General features: G+C 62.4%; 8 protein-coding genes. 2 read left to right on the top strand and 6 right to left on the bottom strand.

All coding sequences use genetic code 11. From position 1 onward, the window contains the following. The first annotated feature begins 1 nt into the window (after position 1). Complete coding sequence (gene accD, locus QD357_RS05295) at positions 2-913, top strand: acetyl-CoA carboxylase, carboxyltransferase subunit beta (RefSeq protein ID WP_107106397.1); 912 nt, start codon at positions 2-4, stop codon at positions 911-913. Between the two features lie 60 nt (positions 914-973). Next, the gene (locus QD357_RS05290) at positions 974-2,302 is read left to right on the top strand and encodes a bifunctional folylpolyglutamate synthase/dihydrofolate synthase (RefSeq protein ID WP_181315980.1); all 1,329 of its coding nucleotides are present in this window, start codon (positions 974-976) and stop codon (positions 2,300-2,302) included. A gap of 253 nt (positions 2,303-2,555) precedes the next feature. Here QD357_RS05290 and trxA read toward each other — a convergent pair whose 3' ends face one another. From trxA to QD357_RS05260, 6 genes are all read right to left on the bottom strand, one after another. Further along, on the bottom strand, positions 2,556-2,876 hold the full coding sequence (gene trxA / locus QD357_RS05285) for a thioredoxin (RefSeq protein WP_028753820.1): 321 nt from the start codon (positions 2,874-2,876) through the stop codon (positions 2,556-2,558). Positions 2,877-2,951: 75 nt separating this feature from the next. Continuing rightward, on the bottom strand, positions 2,952-6,518 hold the full coding sequence (addA, locus tag QD357_RS05280; protein WP_107106398.1) for a double-strand break repair helicase AddA: 3,567 nt from the start codon (positions 6,516-6,518) through the stop codon (positions 2,952-2,954). Continuing rightward, entirely contained in the window at positions 6,511-9,699 is a 3,189-nt protein-coding gene (gene addB / locus QD357_RS05275; protein WP_107106399.1) for a double-strand break repair protein AddB, read from the bottom strand. Before addB ends, addA begins: the two co-directional genes overlap by 8 nt. A 3-nt stretch (positions 9,700-9,702) precedes the next feature. After that, positions 9,703-10,434, bottom strand: coding sequence for a nucleotidyltransferase family protein (locus tag QD357_RS05270; protein ID WP_107106400.1), 732 nt, complete (start codon positions 10,432-10,434; stop codon positions 9,703-9,705). 76 nt (positions 10,435-10,510) lie between these two features. Then, the gene (gene tsaE / locus QD357_RS05265) at positions 10,511-12,022 is read right to left on the bottom strand and encodes a tRNA (adenosine(37)-N6)-threonylcarbamoyltransferase complex ATPase subunit type 1 TsaE (protein ID WP_107106401.1); all 1,512 of its coding nucleotides are present in this window, start codon (positions 12,020-12,022) and stop codon (positions 10,511-10,513) included. Further along, positions 12,019-14,607, bottom strand: coding sequence for a PAS domain-containing sensor histidine kinase (locus tag QD357_RS05260; RefSeq protein ID WP_107106402.1), 2,589 nt, complete (start codon positions 14,605-14,607; stop codon positions 12,019-12,021). Before QD357_RS05260 ends, tsaE begins: the two co-directional genes overlap by 4 nt. Positions 14,608-14,875 lie beyond the last annotated feature (268 nt).

The raw sequence follows: 14,875 nt of genomic DNA, 5'->3' as shown, positions 1-14,875 counted from the left end.
ATTGAACTGGATCACGAATTACGTCCGCCCGCGGATCAATTCCATGCTGGGCCGCCGCGAAGTGCCGGAAAATCTCTGGATCAAGTGCCCGGAGACCGGCGAGATGGTCTTCCACAAGGATCTGGAAGACAATAAGTGGGTCATTCCCGCTTCCGGTTTTCATATGAAGATGCCGGCCAAGGCTCGCCTTGCCGATCTCTTCGACAATGGTGAATATGAAGCGCTGTCGCAGCCGAAGGTCGCGCAGGACCCGCTGAAGTTCCGCGATTCCAAGAAATATACCGACCGCCTGAAGGACAGCCGCGTCAAGACCGAGCAGGAAGACACGATTCTTGCCGGCGTCGGCAAGGTTCAAGGCCTGAAGCTCGTCGCTGTCGTGCATGAGTTCAATTTCATGGGCGGTTCGCTCGGCATCGCTGCAGGCGAAGCGATCGTCAAGGCGTTCGAACGCGCCATTTCCGAAAAGTGCCCGCTGGTGATGTTCCCTGCATCGGGCGGTGCGCGCATGCAGGAAGGCATTTTGTCCCTGATGCAGTTGCCGCGCACGACGGTCGCCGTCGACATGCTGAAGGAAGCCGGTCAGCCCTATATCGTCGTGCTGACCAATCCGACGACCGGCGGCGTCACGGCCTCCTACGCCATGCTCGGCGATGTCCATCTTGCGGAACCGGGTGCGGAAATCTGCTTTGCCGGCAAGCGCGTCATCGAACAGACGATTCGCGAAAAGCTGCCAGAAGGCTTCCAGACCTCGGAATATCTGCTTGAGCACGGTATGGTCGACATGGTCGTCAAGCGCCATGATATCCCCGACACCCTGGCAACGCTGCTGAGGATACTGACCAAGAAGCCGGCGAATGACGTATCTGCCAAGGACCTGAACGGCGCAGCACTGCCGATGGTGGCGAGAGCCTGACCTAAAACGGAATGGCCGAAAGGCGGAGGGTGCGGGATGACGGCTATGGATCAATCCGCAATGAGCGAGGCGGCACGGGAAATCGACAAGCTGATGGGGCTGCATCCCAAAGGCTTCGATCTCTCGCTGGACAGAGTCACCCGGCTGCTCGACATTCTTGGCAATCCGCAAAAAAAGTTGCCGCCGGTGATCCATGTCGCCGGCACCAACGGTAAGGGTTCGGTGACGGCCTTCTGCCGCGCGCTTCTCGAGGCCGGCGGCCTGAGCGTGCATGTCCATACCTCGCCGCATCTCGTCAATTGGCATGAGCGTTATCGCATCGGCGTCAAGGGCGGCCGCGGCAAGCTCGTCGACGACGCGGTCTTCGCCGATGTGCTGCGGCGGATTGCCGACGCCAATGCCGGCGAGAAGATCACGGTCTTCGAAATCCTGACCGCGGCCACTTTCATGCTGTTTTCCGAGCATCCGGCAGATGTCGCGATTATCGAAGTCGGCCTCGGCGGCCGTTTCGACGCCACCAACGTTATTTCCGACCCGGCCGCTTCGGTCATCATGCCGATCTCGCTCGATCACCAGCCCTATCTTGGCGACCGCGTCGAGCTGATCGCCGCCGAGAAGGCGGGGATCATGAAACCTGGTCGTCCGGTCGTCATCGGCCATCAGGAGTATGATGCCGCCCTGGACGTGCTGATATCGACGGCCGAGCGGCTGCGCTGCCCGACCGCGGTTTTCGGCCAGGATTTTTCCGCCCATGAGGAATATGGCCGGCTGGTCTATCAGGACGAGTTCGGGCTCGCCGACCTGCCGCTGCCGCGCCTGCTGGGCCGGCATCAATATGCCAATGCCGCCGCCGCCATCCGCGCCGTCAAGGCCGCGGGCTTCATCGTTACCGAGGTGATGATGGAAAAGGCGATGATGTCGATCGAATGGTCGGGTCGTCTGCAGCGGTTGACGGAGGGCAATTTGCTGCCGCACGCGCCGCAAGGCGCGGAAATCTGGGTCGATGGCGGTCACAATCCCGGCGCCGGCGAGGTCATTGCCGAAGCCATGGCCAATTTCGAAGAGCGTCAGCCGCGGCCGCTATTCCTGATCACCGGCATGATCAACACCAAGGATCCCGTCGGTTATTTCAAGGCGTTCACCGGCTTGGCGGAAAAGGTCTATTGCGTACCGATCCGCGGCAGCGAGTCGATGATCGACCCGGTGGTTCTGGCGGGCTCGGCCTACGATGCCGGCTTGGTGGCCGAGCCGATGTCGAGCGTCGGTCAGGCGCTGGATGCAATCAGAGAGCTGGCCATGCCCGATTTGCCGGCGCCGCGCATTCTGATCGGCGGCTCGCTCTATCTCGTCGGCGATGTCCTTGCCGATAACGGCACACCGCCAAAATGATTCCGGTGAGGTGGTCATCAACCACCCGCCCTCGTGCTTCGAGACGAGCGCTGCGGGCCTCCTCGGCATGAGGGCTGACCTTTTCGCCCAGCCGCACTAGGGCTCATCATTCATCTCTGCGTTGCCGTTGCGACGAGCCCGCTCCATCCTCACCCTGAGGTGCGAAGCCTCGAAGGGCGAGGATGGTCTGTGTTCTCCGACCAACAAAAAGCCCGCACGAAGCGGGCTTTTTCATTCTCTCAGTCGATACCGATCAAGCGGCGCTGGAAATCCAGCTCTGCAGGGCGGTCTTGGGAGCGGCGCCAACCTTGATGTCGGCAACTTCGCCGGCCTTGAACATGGCAAGCGTCGGGATCGAGCGAACGCCGAACTGGGCAGCCAGTTCCGGGTTTTCATCGATGTTGAGCTTGGCGACCTTCACCTTGCCTTCGAACTGTACAGCGAGCTCTTCGAGAGCAGGCGCGATCATCTTGCACGGACCGCACCATTCGGCCCAGAAATCAACGACGACAGGCTCTGCGGACTGCAGGACTTCGGCAGCGAAGTTGGAGGTATCGACTTTAACGGTAGCCATAGGCTGCTCCTTACCAGGATTTGCGGGTTGCTAGATATGTGATGGTGCGGTGCCCAAATTTCAATATTTGGTATTTCACTTTGTTTTGAGCTCCGCAAGCGCCAATGCGAGCGCTTCTTGGGAGAGCGTATGGATCGAGGCGTTCTCGGTATAGACAAGCACGCAATCGATGCGTTTGCCGGGATAAAGCGGCGAAAGGATCTCGCGATAGATGGCAAGCTGTGCGCGGTGGGCGAAGGGAATCTCTTCGGCGACACGCGGCGGCACGCGATTCGTTTTGTAGTCGAGGATGACCACACGGTCGTCGAGTGCGGTCAGCCGGTCGATGCGGCCGGAGACGGCGTAGTTCTGATCGGCGAGCGTCAGCGTGCCCATGATCGAGACTTCGGCCTGGGCATGGGCGCTGAAAACGCCCTGCAGCTCTGGGTGCGACAGCAGCGCCATCACCGAGCCGATCAGCGCTTCGCGTTCGGCCTGCGGCCAGAAGCGCGCGGCTCGCTCGGCATAGCGCCGCGCGGCATCGGCGCGACCCGCCGGCGCGATCTCCGGCAAAGTCTGCAGCATGCGGTGAATGAAACGCCCCTTCTCCAAGGAGCGATCCGATTTGGCCTTCTCGGTGAACAAGGGTGAGGCGACAAGCAGATTGTCGGCCTCGTCGTCGATGATGGTGCCGGCACCGGAAGGGCTGAGCGGTCTGGGCAGGTTTCGCTGCGCCGGCAGCGGCCGGCACAGTCCCGCCGGCAACGCTCCTCGGTCCACAGCCGCTTCCACCTGTTCCATATGCTCGAAACTGCGCTCGACTTGGGTGACCCGCCAGCTCAATCCCTGCCATTCGCCGTCCGGTCCGGAGAAGGTGACAGGGGTGCAGCGCTCGCCATCCTGGCGCAGCGTCCGGGAAATCATAGCATGCCATGTATCGGCGTTTTCGCGGATGCCGCGATAACCGCAGACGATCAGCCGATCGGCAGCCCGGGTCATGCCGACATAGAGCAGGCGGCGATATTCCTCCTCCGCTAGCGCTTGCAGCCTCGTCGCATCGGCCTGTGTCAGCGAGTTGGCGAGCGCGCTGACCGGCACCCAGACGGGCAGCGGGATTTCGCCCTTGCCGGTCTCGATCAGCCGCAGCTTGGGCAGATGCGTATGGGTAAAGGCTTTGCCGCCGCCATCGACGAGGAAGACGATCGGCGCTTCCAGGCCTTTGGAGGCATGCACCGTCATGATGCGCACCTCGTTGCGGCCCTTATCCTGCTCACGCTTCACGGTCGGCGCTTCCAGCTCCAGCGTCGAGATGAAGGATTGCAAGCCCGGCAGGCCGGAGGTTTCGTGGTCCAGTGTGAAGGTCAGGAATTCATCGAGGATGTCGCTGACTTCGGTGCCGAGCCGCGCCAAGAACTGCCGCCGGCCACCGAAGCTGCCGAGAACGCGCGCGTAGAAGTCATGCACGGACAGGCTTTTAGACAGTGCCAAGAAGGTTTTCAGCCGGTCGACCGCATGGCGGAAGCGCTCATTGCCGTCGTCGGCGAATCTCTGCAGATGGCTCCAGACGCTTTCATCATCGCCACGATAGGCCGCGACCGCGAAAACATCGTCTTCGCCGAGATCGAACAGAGGGCTTTTCAAAAGTGCCGCCAGCGAAAGATCGTCTTCCGGCAGCAGCAGGAAACGGCCAAGCGCCAAAAGGTCCTGGATAGCAATGTGGCTGGTCAGCACCAGACGGTCGGCACCGGCGACGGGGATATTGTTGCGCCGCTTCAATGCTCGGGTCAGCGCGTTGACGAAGCTGTCGCGCTTGCGCACCAGCACAAGGATATCGCCGGCCTCGATGAAGCGGGCCTTTCCCTTCTCGATGATCGTCTCGCGGCCAATGATGTTGCCGATCGTCTGAGCCATTCGCCGCGCCAGGATCGCCGCCGGCGCACTTTCCGGCGCCGAATCGAAGGGAGCCGTCCAGTCTTCTTCCTTCGCCAGTGGCTCCGGCGCAATCATCTCCCAGAGATCGACGGCGCCAGGATGACCGATGCGGCTGGAGCGGTGCACGACCGGCTCGGCGGCGGCGCTGAGGCCGCGGGCGTTCTCGGGCGCCGTGAAGACATGGTCGACGGCAGCCAGCACATCGGCGGTCGAACGGAAGGAGAGCGGCAGGCGGATCGATGAAAACTGCTGGCCGCTGCTATCCACGCGCCTCCGCGTGCGATCGCTTTCCTCGGAGAACCGCTCGGGCCGCGCGCCCTGGAAGGAATAGATCGACTGCTTTTCGTCACCGACTGCGAAGATGGTCCTGAGGGTCGGGCGCGCGCTTTCGCCGGAGAAGAAGTCTTCTGCCAGCGATTGGATGACGCTCCACTGGATAGGACTAGTGTCCTGCGCCTCGTCGACGAGGATATGGTCTATGCCCTGGTCCAGCTTGTAGTGGATCCAGGGGCCGACATCTTTCTTGGTCAGGAGATCGGCGGTGCGGGTGATCAGGTCTTCGAAATCGAGCTGGCTGCGCCGCTTCTTCAATTCCTCATAGTCGCGGTTCAGCCGGTCGGCGAGTGTGAGCGCTGCCCGTGTGGCGCGATACATTCGCATCAGCTTCAGCCGGTCGCGACAGGCGACGACATGGGCGCGGGCGGCGGCAACGGCGTCGGCCAGCTCAGGCGCATCCGCCAGCATCGCCTTGACGAAAAACTGGCTATCCGACTTCGGTTCGCCCTTGGCGGTCAGCATGACCTTTTCGAGGATCTCCGCGCGGGCGATCGGGTTTGCCTCGCGTTTGGCAAGGCGTAGCCCGTAGGCGATATCCTGAGCTTTAGCCCCGCCCTTCAGATCGGCAAGGCTGAGATAAAGCTCCAGCGTCGAGCCGGAAAGGCCGGGCAGCGGCCAATATTGCTCCGCGATCCCGGCTTCCGTATCCTCAGGAGAAAGACCGAGCCGGGCGAGCAACGCAGCCTCGACGCCGCCCTTTCGTTCGGCTTCCGCCGTGAAGCGCCTGATAGCGTTGCGGTTGGCGACGATCTCGCCAAGCAATGTCTCCAAGCCTGATTCATCACCGAGATCAAGCACATAGGCGAAGGCCTCGGCAAGCTCGGCATTCGGATGTTGCGGCGTTGCCGTCAGCAGCGATCGACGGGCATCATCCAGCAGGGTTGCCGCGGCCCGATCGTCGAGAACGGAGAAATGGCCGGCGACATTGGCTTCCAGCGGGAATTGATGCAGCAGCGCCTCGCAGAAGGCGTGAATCGTCTGGATTTTCAGACCGCCCGGCGTCTCCAATGCCTTGGCAAAGAGGCGGCGTGCCTCGGCAAGCTTCAAGAGACCCGGTTCCGCACCTTCGATCTCGGCGATCCGCGCCTTCAGCTCTTCGTCCGGCAACGTTGCCCAGGCGGCCAGCCGATCGAAGACGCGGTTCGACATTTCGGAAGCGGCGGCCTTGGTGTAGGTGAGGCAGAGAATGGCCGACGGCCGCGCGCCGGCAAGCAACAGGCGGATGACGCGCTGCGTCAGGACATGCGTCTTGCCGGAACCGGCATTGGCCGAGACCCAGGCGGATCGTTCCGGATCGGAGGCAATGGATTGCTGCACCGTCGTCCAGCCGATCCAGACGCCGGGATCGTCGCTGTCGGGCAGGGCGGCCAGCTCGCCGTTGGAAAGCTCATTCATCGCCGCCTCCCTCCTGCTCGGTCTCCGCCGTCGACCATTCGGAGACGCGGGCGAGGTGATCGTAGTCGCCGCCATATTCGAATTGCTGGGCAGGGATCAGCCGTGACGAGAAGCCCTTTTCGCCGGATTGTAGCAGGGTGACGAATTTGACGAGCTGGTCCATCGACTCCTCGGCCAGATCCATAGCCGACTTTGTTTCCGTCTTGCCGCCGCGGCCGGAAAGTTCGTTGTTGACCTGATCGACCTTGAAGCGGTCGCCAGGCCTCAGCCGGACATAGAGCAGGTTTTCCGGAACGAGCGGGCCGACATTGCGGAAAGCGCCAGCCTTGAGGGCATAGGCTTCCAGCGCCAATTGCGGATCGAGCAGCGCGCGGGCCTGCGCCGGGGAGGGATTATAGCCGGTCTTGTAGTCGATGATATCGGCGGCTTTGCTGCCTTTGAAATCGATGCGGTCGGCAACGCCGGTCAGGCGAATGCCGATCGGCTCGATCTCGACGCCGGCCGGCACTTCCGTTGCCGTCGTGCGGATCTCCGGTCGCCGTTCCGTTTCCCAGGCGAGGAAGGCGCGGGCCACTTCGCGGAAACGCGGCCGCCAGACGCTGTCGATATGAACAGGCAGTTGTTCGGCATCGAAAAGCTCGGCGACGATACGATCCATAGCCAGCGAGGCATCCGGTGTTCCCGCGATATGACCCTCACGGATAAAGCGATCGATGATCTTGTGATAGAGCGTGCCGCGCTCCGCCGGGCCGGGATCGCGGTTGAAGGGAGCGATCGGGTCGAGCCGCAGGACGCGTCGGGCGTAGATCGCATAGGGATCGCGGCGAAGGCGGCCAACCTCGCTGAAGGAATAGCTTTTCGGCTGCAGCTCGGCCGGCGGTTTCGGAGAGGGCCTTGCCGCCGGGGCCTGGTTTTCGCCCTCGTCGATCATGCCGGCCCAGTGGCGGTATTGATCTCCGCGCGCCTTCAATTCTCCGGCAAATGTCTTGCCGCCCAGCGCCATCAGCCGCTGCAGCCATCGCGACGCCACCGTCGGGGTCGAGCCCTGTCGCAGTGCACGCGAATAGATCAGGTCGCGCGTCCCGTTCGCCATTTCAAAATCGTGGGCGAGCTGACCGATGCGGCGCTCCGGCGGCTCCAGGCCGATCTCGGTCTTCATCGTGCGGGAGATGAAGGGATTGTTGGCGGTCTGGCCCGGCCAGGAGCCCTCGTTGAGCCCGCCGAGAATCAGCGTATCGACGCTTTGCAGGCGCGCTTCCAGCGTACCGAAGATGAATAGGCGAGGATGGCTCAGCGCCCGCGGCTTGACTGCCTGACCGGCGGAGAGCGCAGCCATGATATCGATCCACTGCGGCCCATCCGCTTCGAGCTGGCCGTCGGTGTCCATGACCTCCTTCAGTAAGCTCGCCAGCGTATCGCCGGCCTCACCGGACCAGAGTCCGGCCAGATTGCCACGCTCATCAGCGGCAACGGCCTCAAGGGCGCGTCCCGTCCGGTCGGCCCATTCGGACAGCGTGGGAAGTCCGGCGGATGAGGGCGATAGCGCGGAAGCCAGCGGCTCGCATGCCATAGTGATCTTTCGAGCCAACGCGTGTGCGTGCCCTACGGCTTCCGAGGACAGGGATTTGCGCCACTGCGGCGGATGACGGTCCATCGCCTGTTCGGTGAGCTGCCGGTCGAGCAGGGACTCCAGCGTGCCGATATCGACATCGGCGATGCCGCCTCTCAAGGCGAGGATTTCCAGCGCATCGACGCCAAGCTGCAACGCATCCGGGCCAAGGCCGAAACGGGCGAGGGGATGCTTGATGAGCGAGACGATAGCAACGGGATCGCCCGGGCGAAGCGTCGCCTCCAGCAGCAATTGCAGCAGCGCCCCTTGCGGCGTGGCGGCAAGCGGCGTGCCGGCCGAATCGTCGGCGGTGATGCCGAAGCGGGCGAGCTCCGCCGTCACCCGCCGCGCGAGGTTGCGGTCCGGTGTGATCAATGCCGCTTGGCTCTCGCCGCCGTTGCGCCCCGGTTTCTCCAGCGCGAGCCGCAAGGCGATGGCGATTGCCGTGGCCTCCTCGCGCTCGTTCGTAGCCTCGATCAGCGCGACCTCGGCGAAGGCTCGTGCAATAGCGTCCGGCGCCAGTGTTTTTTGCCATGCACCCCAGCCGCTGGTCGCTTTCGCCGGCGCCAACGCGCGCGACAGGACCTCGGCGCGCATTTGCATGCTCTCCGGCGCTTCGGCGACGGTTTCCACGTCGCTTCGTTCCACGCGCAGCCGCTTCAACAGCAGCGACAGGCCATATTGCGAATGGCTGCGCGTTGTCGGATCGACCCTTCCGCTGGTGCTCGTCTCCGGGGCCACAAGCCGCCAATCCTCTTCCGGCATCGTGAGATCGAGGCCCGGCAGCACGATGACGCCCTGCGGCAGCGAGGCGACGGCGGCAATCAGCTCTGCCGTTGCCGGCACGGAACCGGTGGAACCGGCGATGATGATCGGTCCGGCATGCTGCACCGTGGCGAGCCGCTGCGCTTCGGCACGCAGGATGGCATTGCGGTGCCGGGCGGGCGAGGATTTGCCCAGTTCTTCCAGCCGTGCCGGCCAGAAGGCGCTGGCGATCTGCAGGAATTCGGCCGTCAGTTGCCACCAAAGCGCATGGTCTTCGGCGCTGAGATTGCCAAGATCGGCCCAGTCGCGATCCTCGGTCTCGATGGAATCGATAAGTTCGGCCAGATTGCGTGCCAACCAGATGGCATCCGCCGGGCTTGCCGGAGCGACGAGCGGCGAATCCGAATGAATGTCACGGACGATCTGCGGCAGCCTGTTACGCCAGGCAAGGATCAGCCGCGCCAGTTCCAGGAGCCGCGCGGTATTGGCGAGCGGCTGCGCCAGATCGGCGGTGGCGGGCAGTGCCTCTTCGAAATAGCCGCTATCGTCGTCGGTCTCGCCGAGCGGGCGGATCACCGGCAGGATCGCGGAGCGACCGCCGAGCAGATCGACGAATTCCGAACGCAGCACGCGCGCGGCACGCCTTGTCGGCAGGAAGATGGTGACCTTGGCAAGCGATAGCGGATCGCCGGGATCGTGGCGAAAGTGCTCGGTCAGCCGGCCGTCGCAGAGCGCGCTGGCAAGGGTCCTCAGAAAGGGCAGGCCTGCCGGGATCGTCAGAATACGTTGCCGGTGCCCGCCCGTCATCCGTCACGCAAACGCCCGGAAAGTCCGGATCGTTTCCTCCGCCTCGCCGATCGCCTCCGGCGTGCCGACGGTCAGCCAATGGCCGTCGAGCATCGTGCCGTAAAGCCGGCCCTTGGCGATCGCCTTGTCGAAATAGATGTTGATGTTGAAGGCATCATTGGGCGCATCATCAAGAAGGGATGGGTTCATGACAAAGGCACCGGCATAGACGACGCCGTTGTGCTGGGCGTCGCGATAGCGTGTGAGGCGACCGTCGTCAGCTATGCTGAAGTCATTCTTGCCGTTATGCCCTGTGGTTCTTTCCAGCTCGACGCACAGCATAGCCATGTCCATACGCTTCTCGTCGTAGAATCCGGCTAATTGTTCGAGGTTCGTTGGGTGACCGGGCTTCTCACCGATCCAGAACAAGTCGGCATTCATGACGAAAACCCGATCGCGGTCTAGCAGCTTCAGTCCTTTGACGATGCCGCCGCCATTGTTCATCAGAGCTTCCCGCTCGTCGGATATCAGGATTTCAAGGCCGCGATAGCTGCGCAGATGCGCCTCCATCTGGTCCGCATGGTGATGGACGTTCACGACGGCTCGCTCCACGCCGGCTTCGGCCAGCGCATCCAGCGCATAATCGATCATCGGCTTACCCGCGATCTTTACCAGCGGCTTCGGAATGGTGTCGGTCACTGGCCGCATGCGGGTTCCAAGCCCCGCCGCCAATACTATGGCTTGTCTGATAGTCATCTCGTCTCGAATTTGTGATTCGCTCAGCTTTCTTCCTTTAGCACATCGGAGGAAAACCGTCGCCGCTCTCGGGCAGCTAGACGCCGCCTATGCCAGTCCTTGCACACCATTCGCGCAAGGGAACGAGCGTTTCGTGTTCGAAAGCGATGGCGAGATAGGCGAGCGTGCGCGGCATATGCTTCATGTAGCCGGGCTTGCTGTCGCGCTGCAGCAGCCGCACCCAGAGGCCGGCGAGCTTGCAATTGCGCTGCGCCGACATGATCGCCCAGCTCTTCAAAAACTTCGCTTCGTCGAAACCGCCTTGGGCATGCCGGAGCGATAGATAATCCGCCATCAACTGATCGTGCAGATCGCGTTCGATGGTAACGCGCGCATCCTGAACGATGGAGGCGAGGTCGTAGGCGGTCGGCCCGATCATCGCGTCCTGGAAATCGATGAGGCCGATTCGCTGGATGTCTTTTTCCTTGGCTCGCCAGATGATGTTCGGCGAGTGGAAATCGCGCAGCAGCAGGTTCTTTTCCGTATCGTCCAGTTCATCGATCAGGCCGTTCCAGATCGCCAGGTAGTCCGCCCGTTCCTCATCGCTCGCCGGCGCGCCGCGTTTCCAGGGCAGATGCCAGTCGATGAGCAGCCGCGCTTCCATCGTCATGGCCGTCCGGTCGAAATCCGGAATATGATGGACATGATCCGGCGTGACCGGGATATCCTGCGGGATATCAAGGCTATGCAGATGCGCCAGGCAGGCGACGCTTGCCCGATAGCGTTCGGCAATCGGCTTGCCTTCTGCGTTAAGCACGCCATCGGTGCCGAGATCCTCGATCAACAGAATGCCCTGGTCGTAGTCGGCCGCGAAGATCTCCGGCGCTGCAAAGCCGTTTTCGCGCAGCACATTGGCGATCGCCACGAACGGATAGGCGTCCCAGGCGAGATGCGCGACCTTCGGATAGGACTTTCCGGCAAGCACGGGCGGTCCCTCTGGCAGTCGCGGCCAATCCATCAGGATCACGCGCTTGCCGCCGCCATGCGGATGGATGGACTCATAGGCGCGCAGCGAAGCGTCGCCCGTCAGGAAACGGCGCTCGGCGCCGGCATAGCCATGTGCATCGAGGAAAGCGCGGATCGCCAGAACGCGCTGGATGCGGGCGAATTGCTTGGCCGGCGCCGTGATCGTCGCTCGACGGCCTTCGCCCTCATGTTCGAGTCTGAGATCGATACGTTCTTTCGGCAGTTCGCCTTCGGCCATCTCCGGCCATTCCACCAGGCAGACGCCGGTCTGCAGCGCCTCGTCGAAGCCGAGTTCGTCGAGTTCGCTCGGGTCGCCTAAGCGATAGAGATCGAAATGCGAGACCGGGATGCGCAGCTCGTAGGATTGCACGAGCGTGAAGGTCGGGCTTGGCACGTCCAGCTCGGCATCGTCAGCCATGGCGCGCAGGAGGGCACGCGCCAGCGACGATTTGCCGGCGCCGAGATCACCCGACAGCGCCAGGCAATCGCCGGCCTTGAGCGCCAGCGCCAGATCCTCGCCCAAGCGAGTGGTTGCCGCGTCGTCTGCCAGGAAAAGGGAGATGCTGGTGTTCGCTGCTGTCATTCTGCTGCGACGGAGTGCGGCAATTCGGCGGAGGGAATCCGGCAGGTGACCGTGGTTCCCTTGCCCGGCTGGCTTTCGATCGAGACCTGGCCGTCATGCAGGCTGACGAAGCTTTCGACGATGGAGAGACCGAGGCCGGCGCCACTGCGCTTGCCGCCCTTGCCGCTGGAGGCAAAGCGGTTGAACACCGTGCGCATGATCTCTTCCGGAATGCCCGGACCCTTATCGGCGACCGAGAAGACGAAATCCGTGCCTTCGCGCGCGCATCTGAGCTCGATCGTCGAGCCTTCCGGCGCGAAATTGGCGGCATTGGTCAGCAGCTTGAGCAATATCTGCTTCAGCCGCTGCTGATCCGCCACAACGGAACCGAGGTGGGCGGGCACGGTGATTTCCAGCGTGACGCCGCTTTCCTGCAGCCGATCGGCGATCTGCATCGATACTTCGTCGAGCAGGTCGTCCAATCCAATCTCGGAATAGTTCAGCCGCATGATGCCGGCATCGACGGTCGCAAGATCGAGAATGTCGTTGACCAGCGTCAGCAGCACCGAGGACGAGGTGGAGATATGATCGATATACTCCGCCTGCCGGTCGTTCAGCGACCCGATGCCCGGCGTCTTCAACAGATCGGTAAAGCCGATGATGTTGGTCAGCGGCGAGCGCAGCTCGTAGGAAACATGCTGGACGAAATCGTTCTTCAGCTCGTCGGCCTTCAGCAGCGCCTCGTTCTTTTCCGTCAGTGCCCGCTCTGCCCGTACGCTGTCCGTCTTGTTGACGAAGGTCAGCATGGTCTGGGCGTTCGGCAGCGGAATGACCGCATAGTCGAGGACGAGGTTGGAATAGAGCTCCAGCGTGCCTTGCGACGACGGGCGTTCGTCGTCGAAGCTGGTGATTTGCTCCGCAAAGCGCTTCCAGCCGTCCGGCCGGTCGTAGGAGGGCGCGCAGGCCTCGGCCAGCGCCTGGATATGCGTGTCCGGCTTGGCCTGGGCCTCGGTGATGTTCCACAAGATGCGGAATGCCGGATTGGAGAGGCGGATGCGGCCATCGGGACCAAAGACGGCAACGCCTTCGGAGAGATGGTCGATGGTCTCGCCCTGCACCTTGACCAGCGTGTTGTAGCGCGTTTCGAGATCGACCTGTTCGGTCAGGTTCTCGAACACCCATGTAGCGCCGCCTTGGGGATGGGCGGTGGCGAAAACCCTGAGGATCTGACCATTCGGCAGGTGCCAGAGGTCGGATTGCGTGTCGAGCGCGCGATAGACGGACAAGACGCCGTCTTTCCAAGTCTTCCAGTTCAGCTGCTCGGGCAGCTTCTTGGCACCGCGCAGCCGATCCAACAGCTCGCTATTATCAGGCTTCTTCTCGAGGAAGGCGATGTCGAGTTCCCAGAGCTGGACGAAGGCCTGATTGTAGAATTGCAGCCGCCGGTCGCCATCGAAAATCGCGACCGGTGTCGCCAGGTGATCAAGCGTCTCGGCATGGCTCTTCAACGTGCGCTCCAGCTCGGCGCGGACCGCTTCCGCTTCAGAGACGTCGATAGCGATGCCTGCCGAACCGTCCGATGATTTGACGTCGATGACATCGAAGAAGGTGCGATTGCCATGGACGACGGTGGAAATCTTGTCGTGAAAGGGCGATTCCGGCGTGGTGGAGGCGCGGATGCGTTCGCGTGCGACGGTCGTCAGGAACTCACGGCCTTCGCGGATGGCTTCATCCGGCGACACGGCCTCGACTGCCTCGCCATAGGCTTGGTTGACCCAGGTCAGCTTGCCCTCGGTATCGCGCCGCCAGACGGGCAGGTCGATGGCATCGAGCAGGTTCTGGAACGCGGAGATCGAGGTCATCAGCCGGTCGCGCTCGATCTTCAGCTCGGCCAGTTCGGCGCGTAGATTGTTGAGTGCGATGAAGCGGACGAAGGCGCGGCCGCCGGATATGCGGCCCTGCGCTTCCAGGATCTCGTCACGGTTCGTCTCGACCACCATATCGAAGCTTTGGCCGCTGCCGCGCAGCTTATCGATCGCCTTGTCCAGCTCTCCGGCGGACCAGGATTTCAGCCAGCGGCCGAAAGCGAGGAATTCGTTGTCTTGCGGCGCACCGGTCTCGACGGGAAGCTGGCCAAGCAGCTCCGGCCGTGCGTTCTGCCCGTCCCAGATGACGATCCGGCGGTTCTTGTCGGCGATCAGCGCCTGATACTGCGAAATGCGCTGGTTAGCGTCCGAAAGCGCCGTGCGGATTTCGCGGCTCTCGCTTTCCATGTTGCCGCGCTGGCGGATCATCCATACCGTCGACAGGAGCGCCGCTGAAATCACGCCAAAGATGACGGAAAAAATGACCATTTCCGAGGAGGTAAAGAGACGGACTGCAGCCGGCGTGCCAGCGCTTGTCTGTGCCAGCACAGGACCCGCCAGGCCGCTGACGATGCCGCCGAAAACGCTGAAACGCAGCAGGCGGGCCAATGAGGCCAACCGGCCTGCATTCGTCCGCCGCTTTGCCCGCGGTAAAAGCATATATGCGCCGCCCTGCTGCCGCCGCGCGATCGCCGCTAGGGGTATCGCTGGCTCAGGCAGGTTGTCTTTCCCTTCAGACATAAGCGGTCTGTCTCCGTCCTTCAGAGCATGATGCCGAAAATGTAAGCGGTTTTCGGACGACATCATGCTCTACTTATTTGATTGTAGAGCGGATTCAGATTTTAGGTCGTGTCGACCTAAAATCATCCGACTCTGCTGTGCCGCATCTCGACAAGACATCCCATTTTCATGGCTCCGGGCATGCCCGGTTCGTCACGAATCAAGTCTAAAAACAATACTGCCTAAGGGAATCGTCGGGAAGGGAGCCGGCCAAAAAATAAGCCCCGGC

Origin of the sequence: Rhizobium sp. BR 317 (assembly GCF_047445835.1) — a bacterium.
GTDB classification, from domain to species: Bacteria; Pseudomonadota; Alphaproteobacteria; order Rhizobiales; family Rhizobiaceae; genus Rhizobium; species Rhizobium paranaense.
Note: the sequence above shows the minus strand (reverse complement) of the source record. Positions and strands in the feature narration are given on the sequence as shown.

Excerpts from the sequence above, each read along its gene's own strand:
- QD357_RS05290 (WP_181315980.1), top strand. The coding sequence starts at position 974 with ATGAGCGAGGCGGCACGGGAAATCGACAAGCTGATGGGGCTGCATCCC.
- trxA (WP_028753820.1), bottom strand. The coding sequence starts at position 2,876 with ATGGCTACCGTTAAAGTCGATACCTCCAACTTCGCTGCCGAAGTCCTG.
- addA (WP_107106398.1), bottom strand. The coding sequence starts at position 6,518 with ATGAATGAGCTTTCCAACGGCGAGCTGGCCGCCCTGCCCGACAGCGAC.
- addB (WP_107106399.1), bottom strand. The coding sequence starts at position 9,699 with ATGACGGGCGGGCACCGGCAACGTATTCTGACGATCCCGGCAGGCCTG.
- QD357_RS05270 (WP_107106400.1), bottom strand. The coding sequence starts at position 10,434 with ATGACTATCAGACAAGCCATAGTATTGGCGGCGGGGCTTGGAACCCGC.
- tsaE (WP_107106401.1), bottom strand. The coding sequence starts at position 12,022 with ATGACAGCAGCGAACACCAGCATCTCCCTTTTCCTGGCAGACGACGCG.
- QD357_RS05260 (WP_107106402.1), bottom strand. The coding sequence starts at position 14,607 with ATGTCTGAAGGGAAAGACAACCTGCCTGAGCCAGCGATACCCCTAGCG.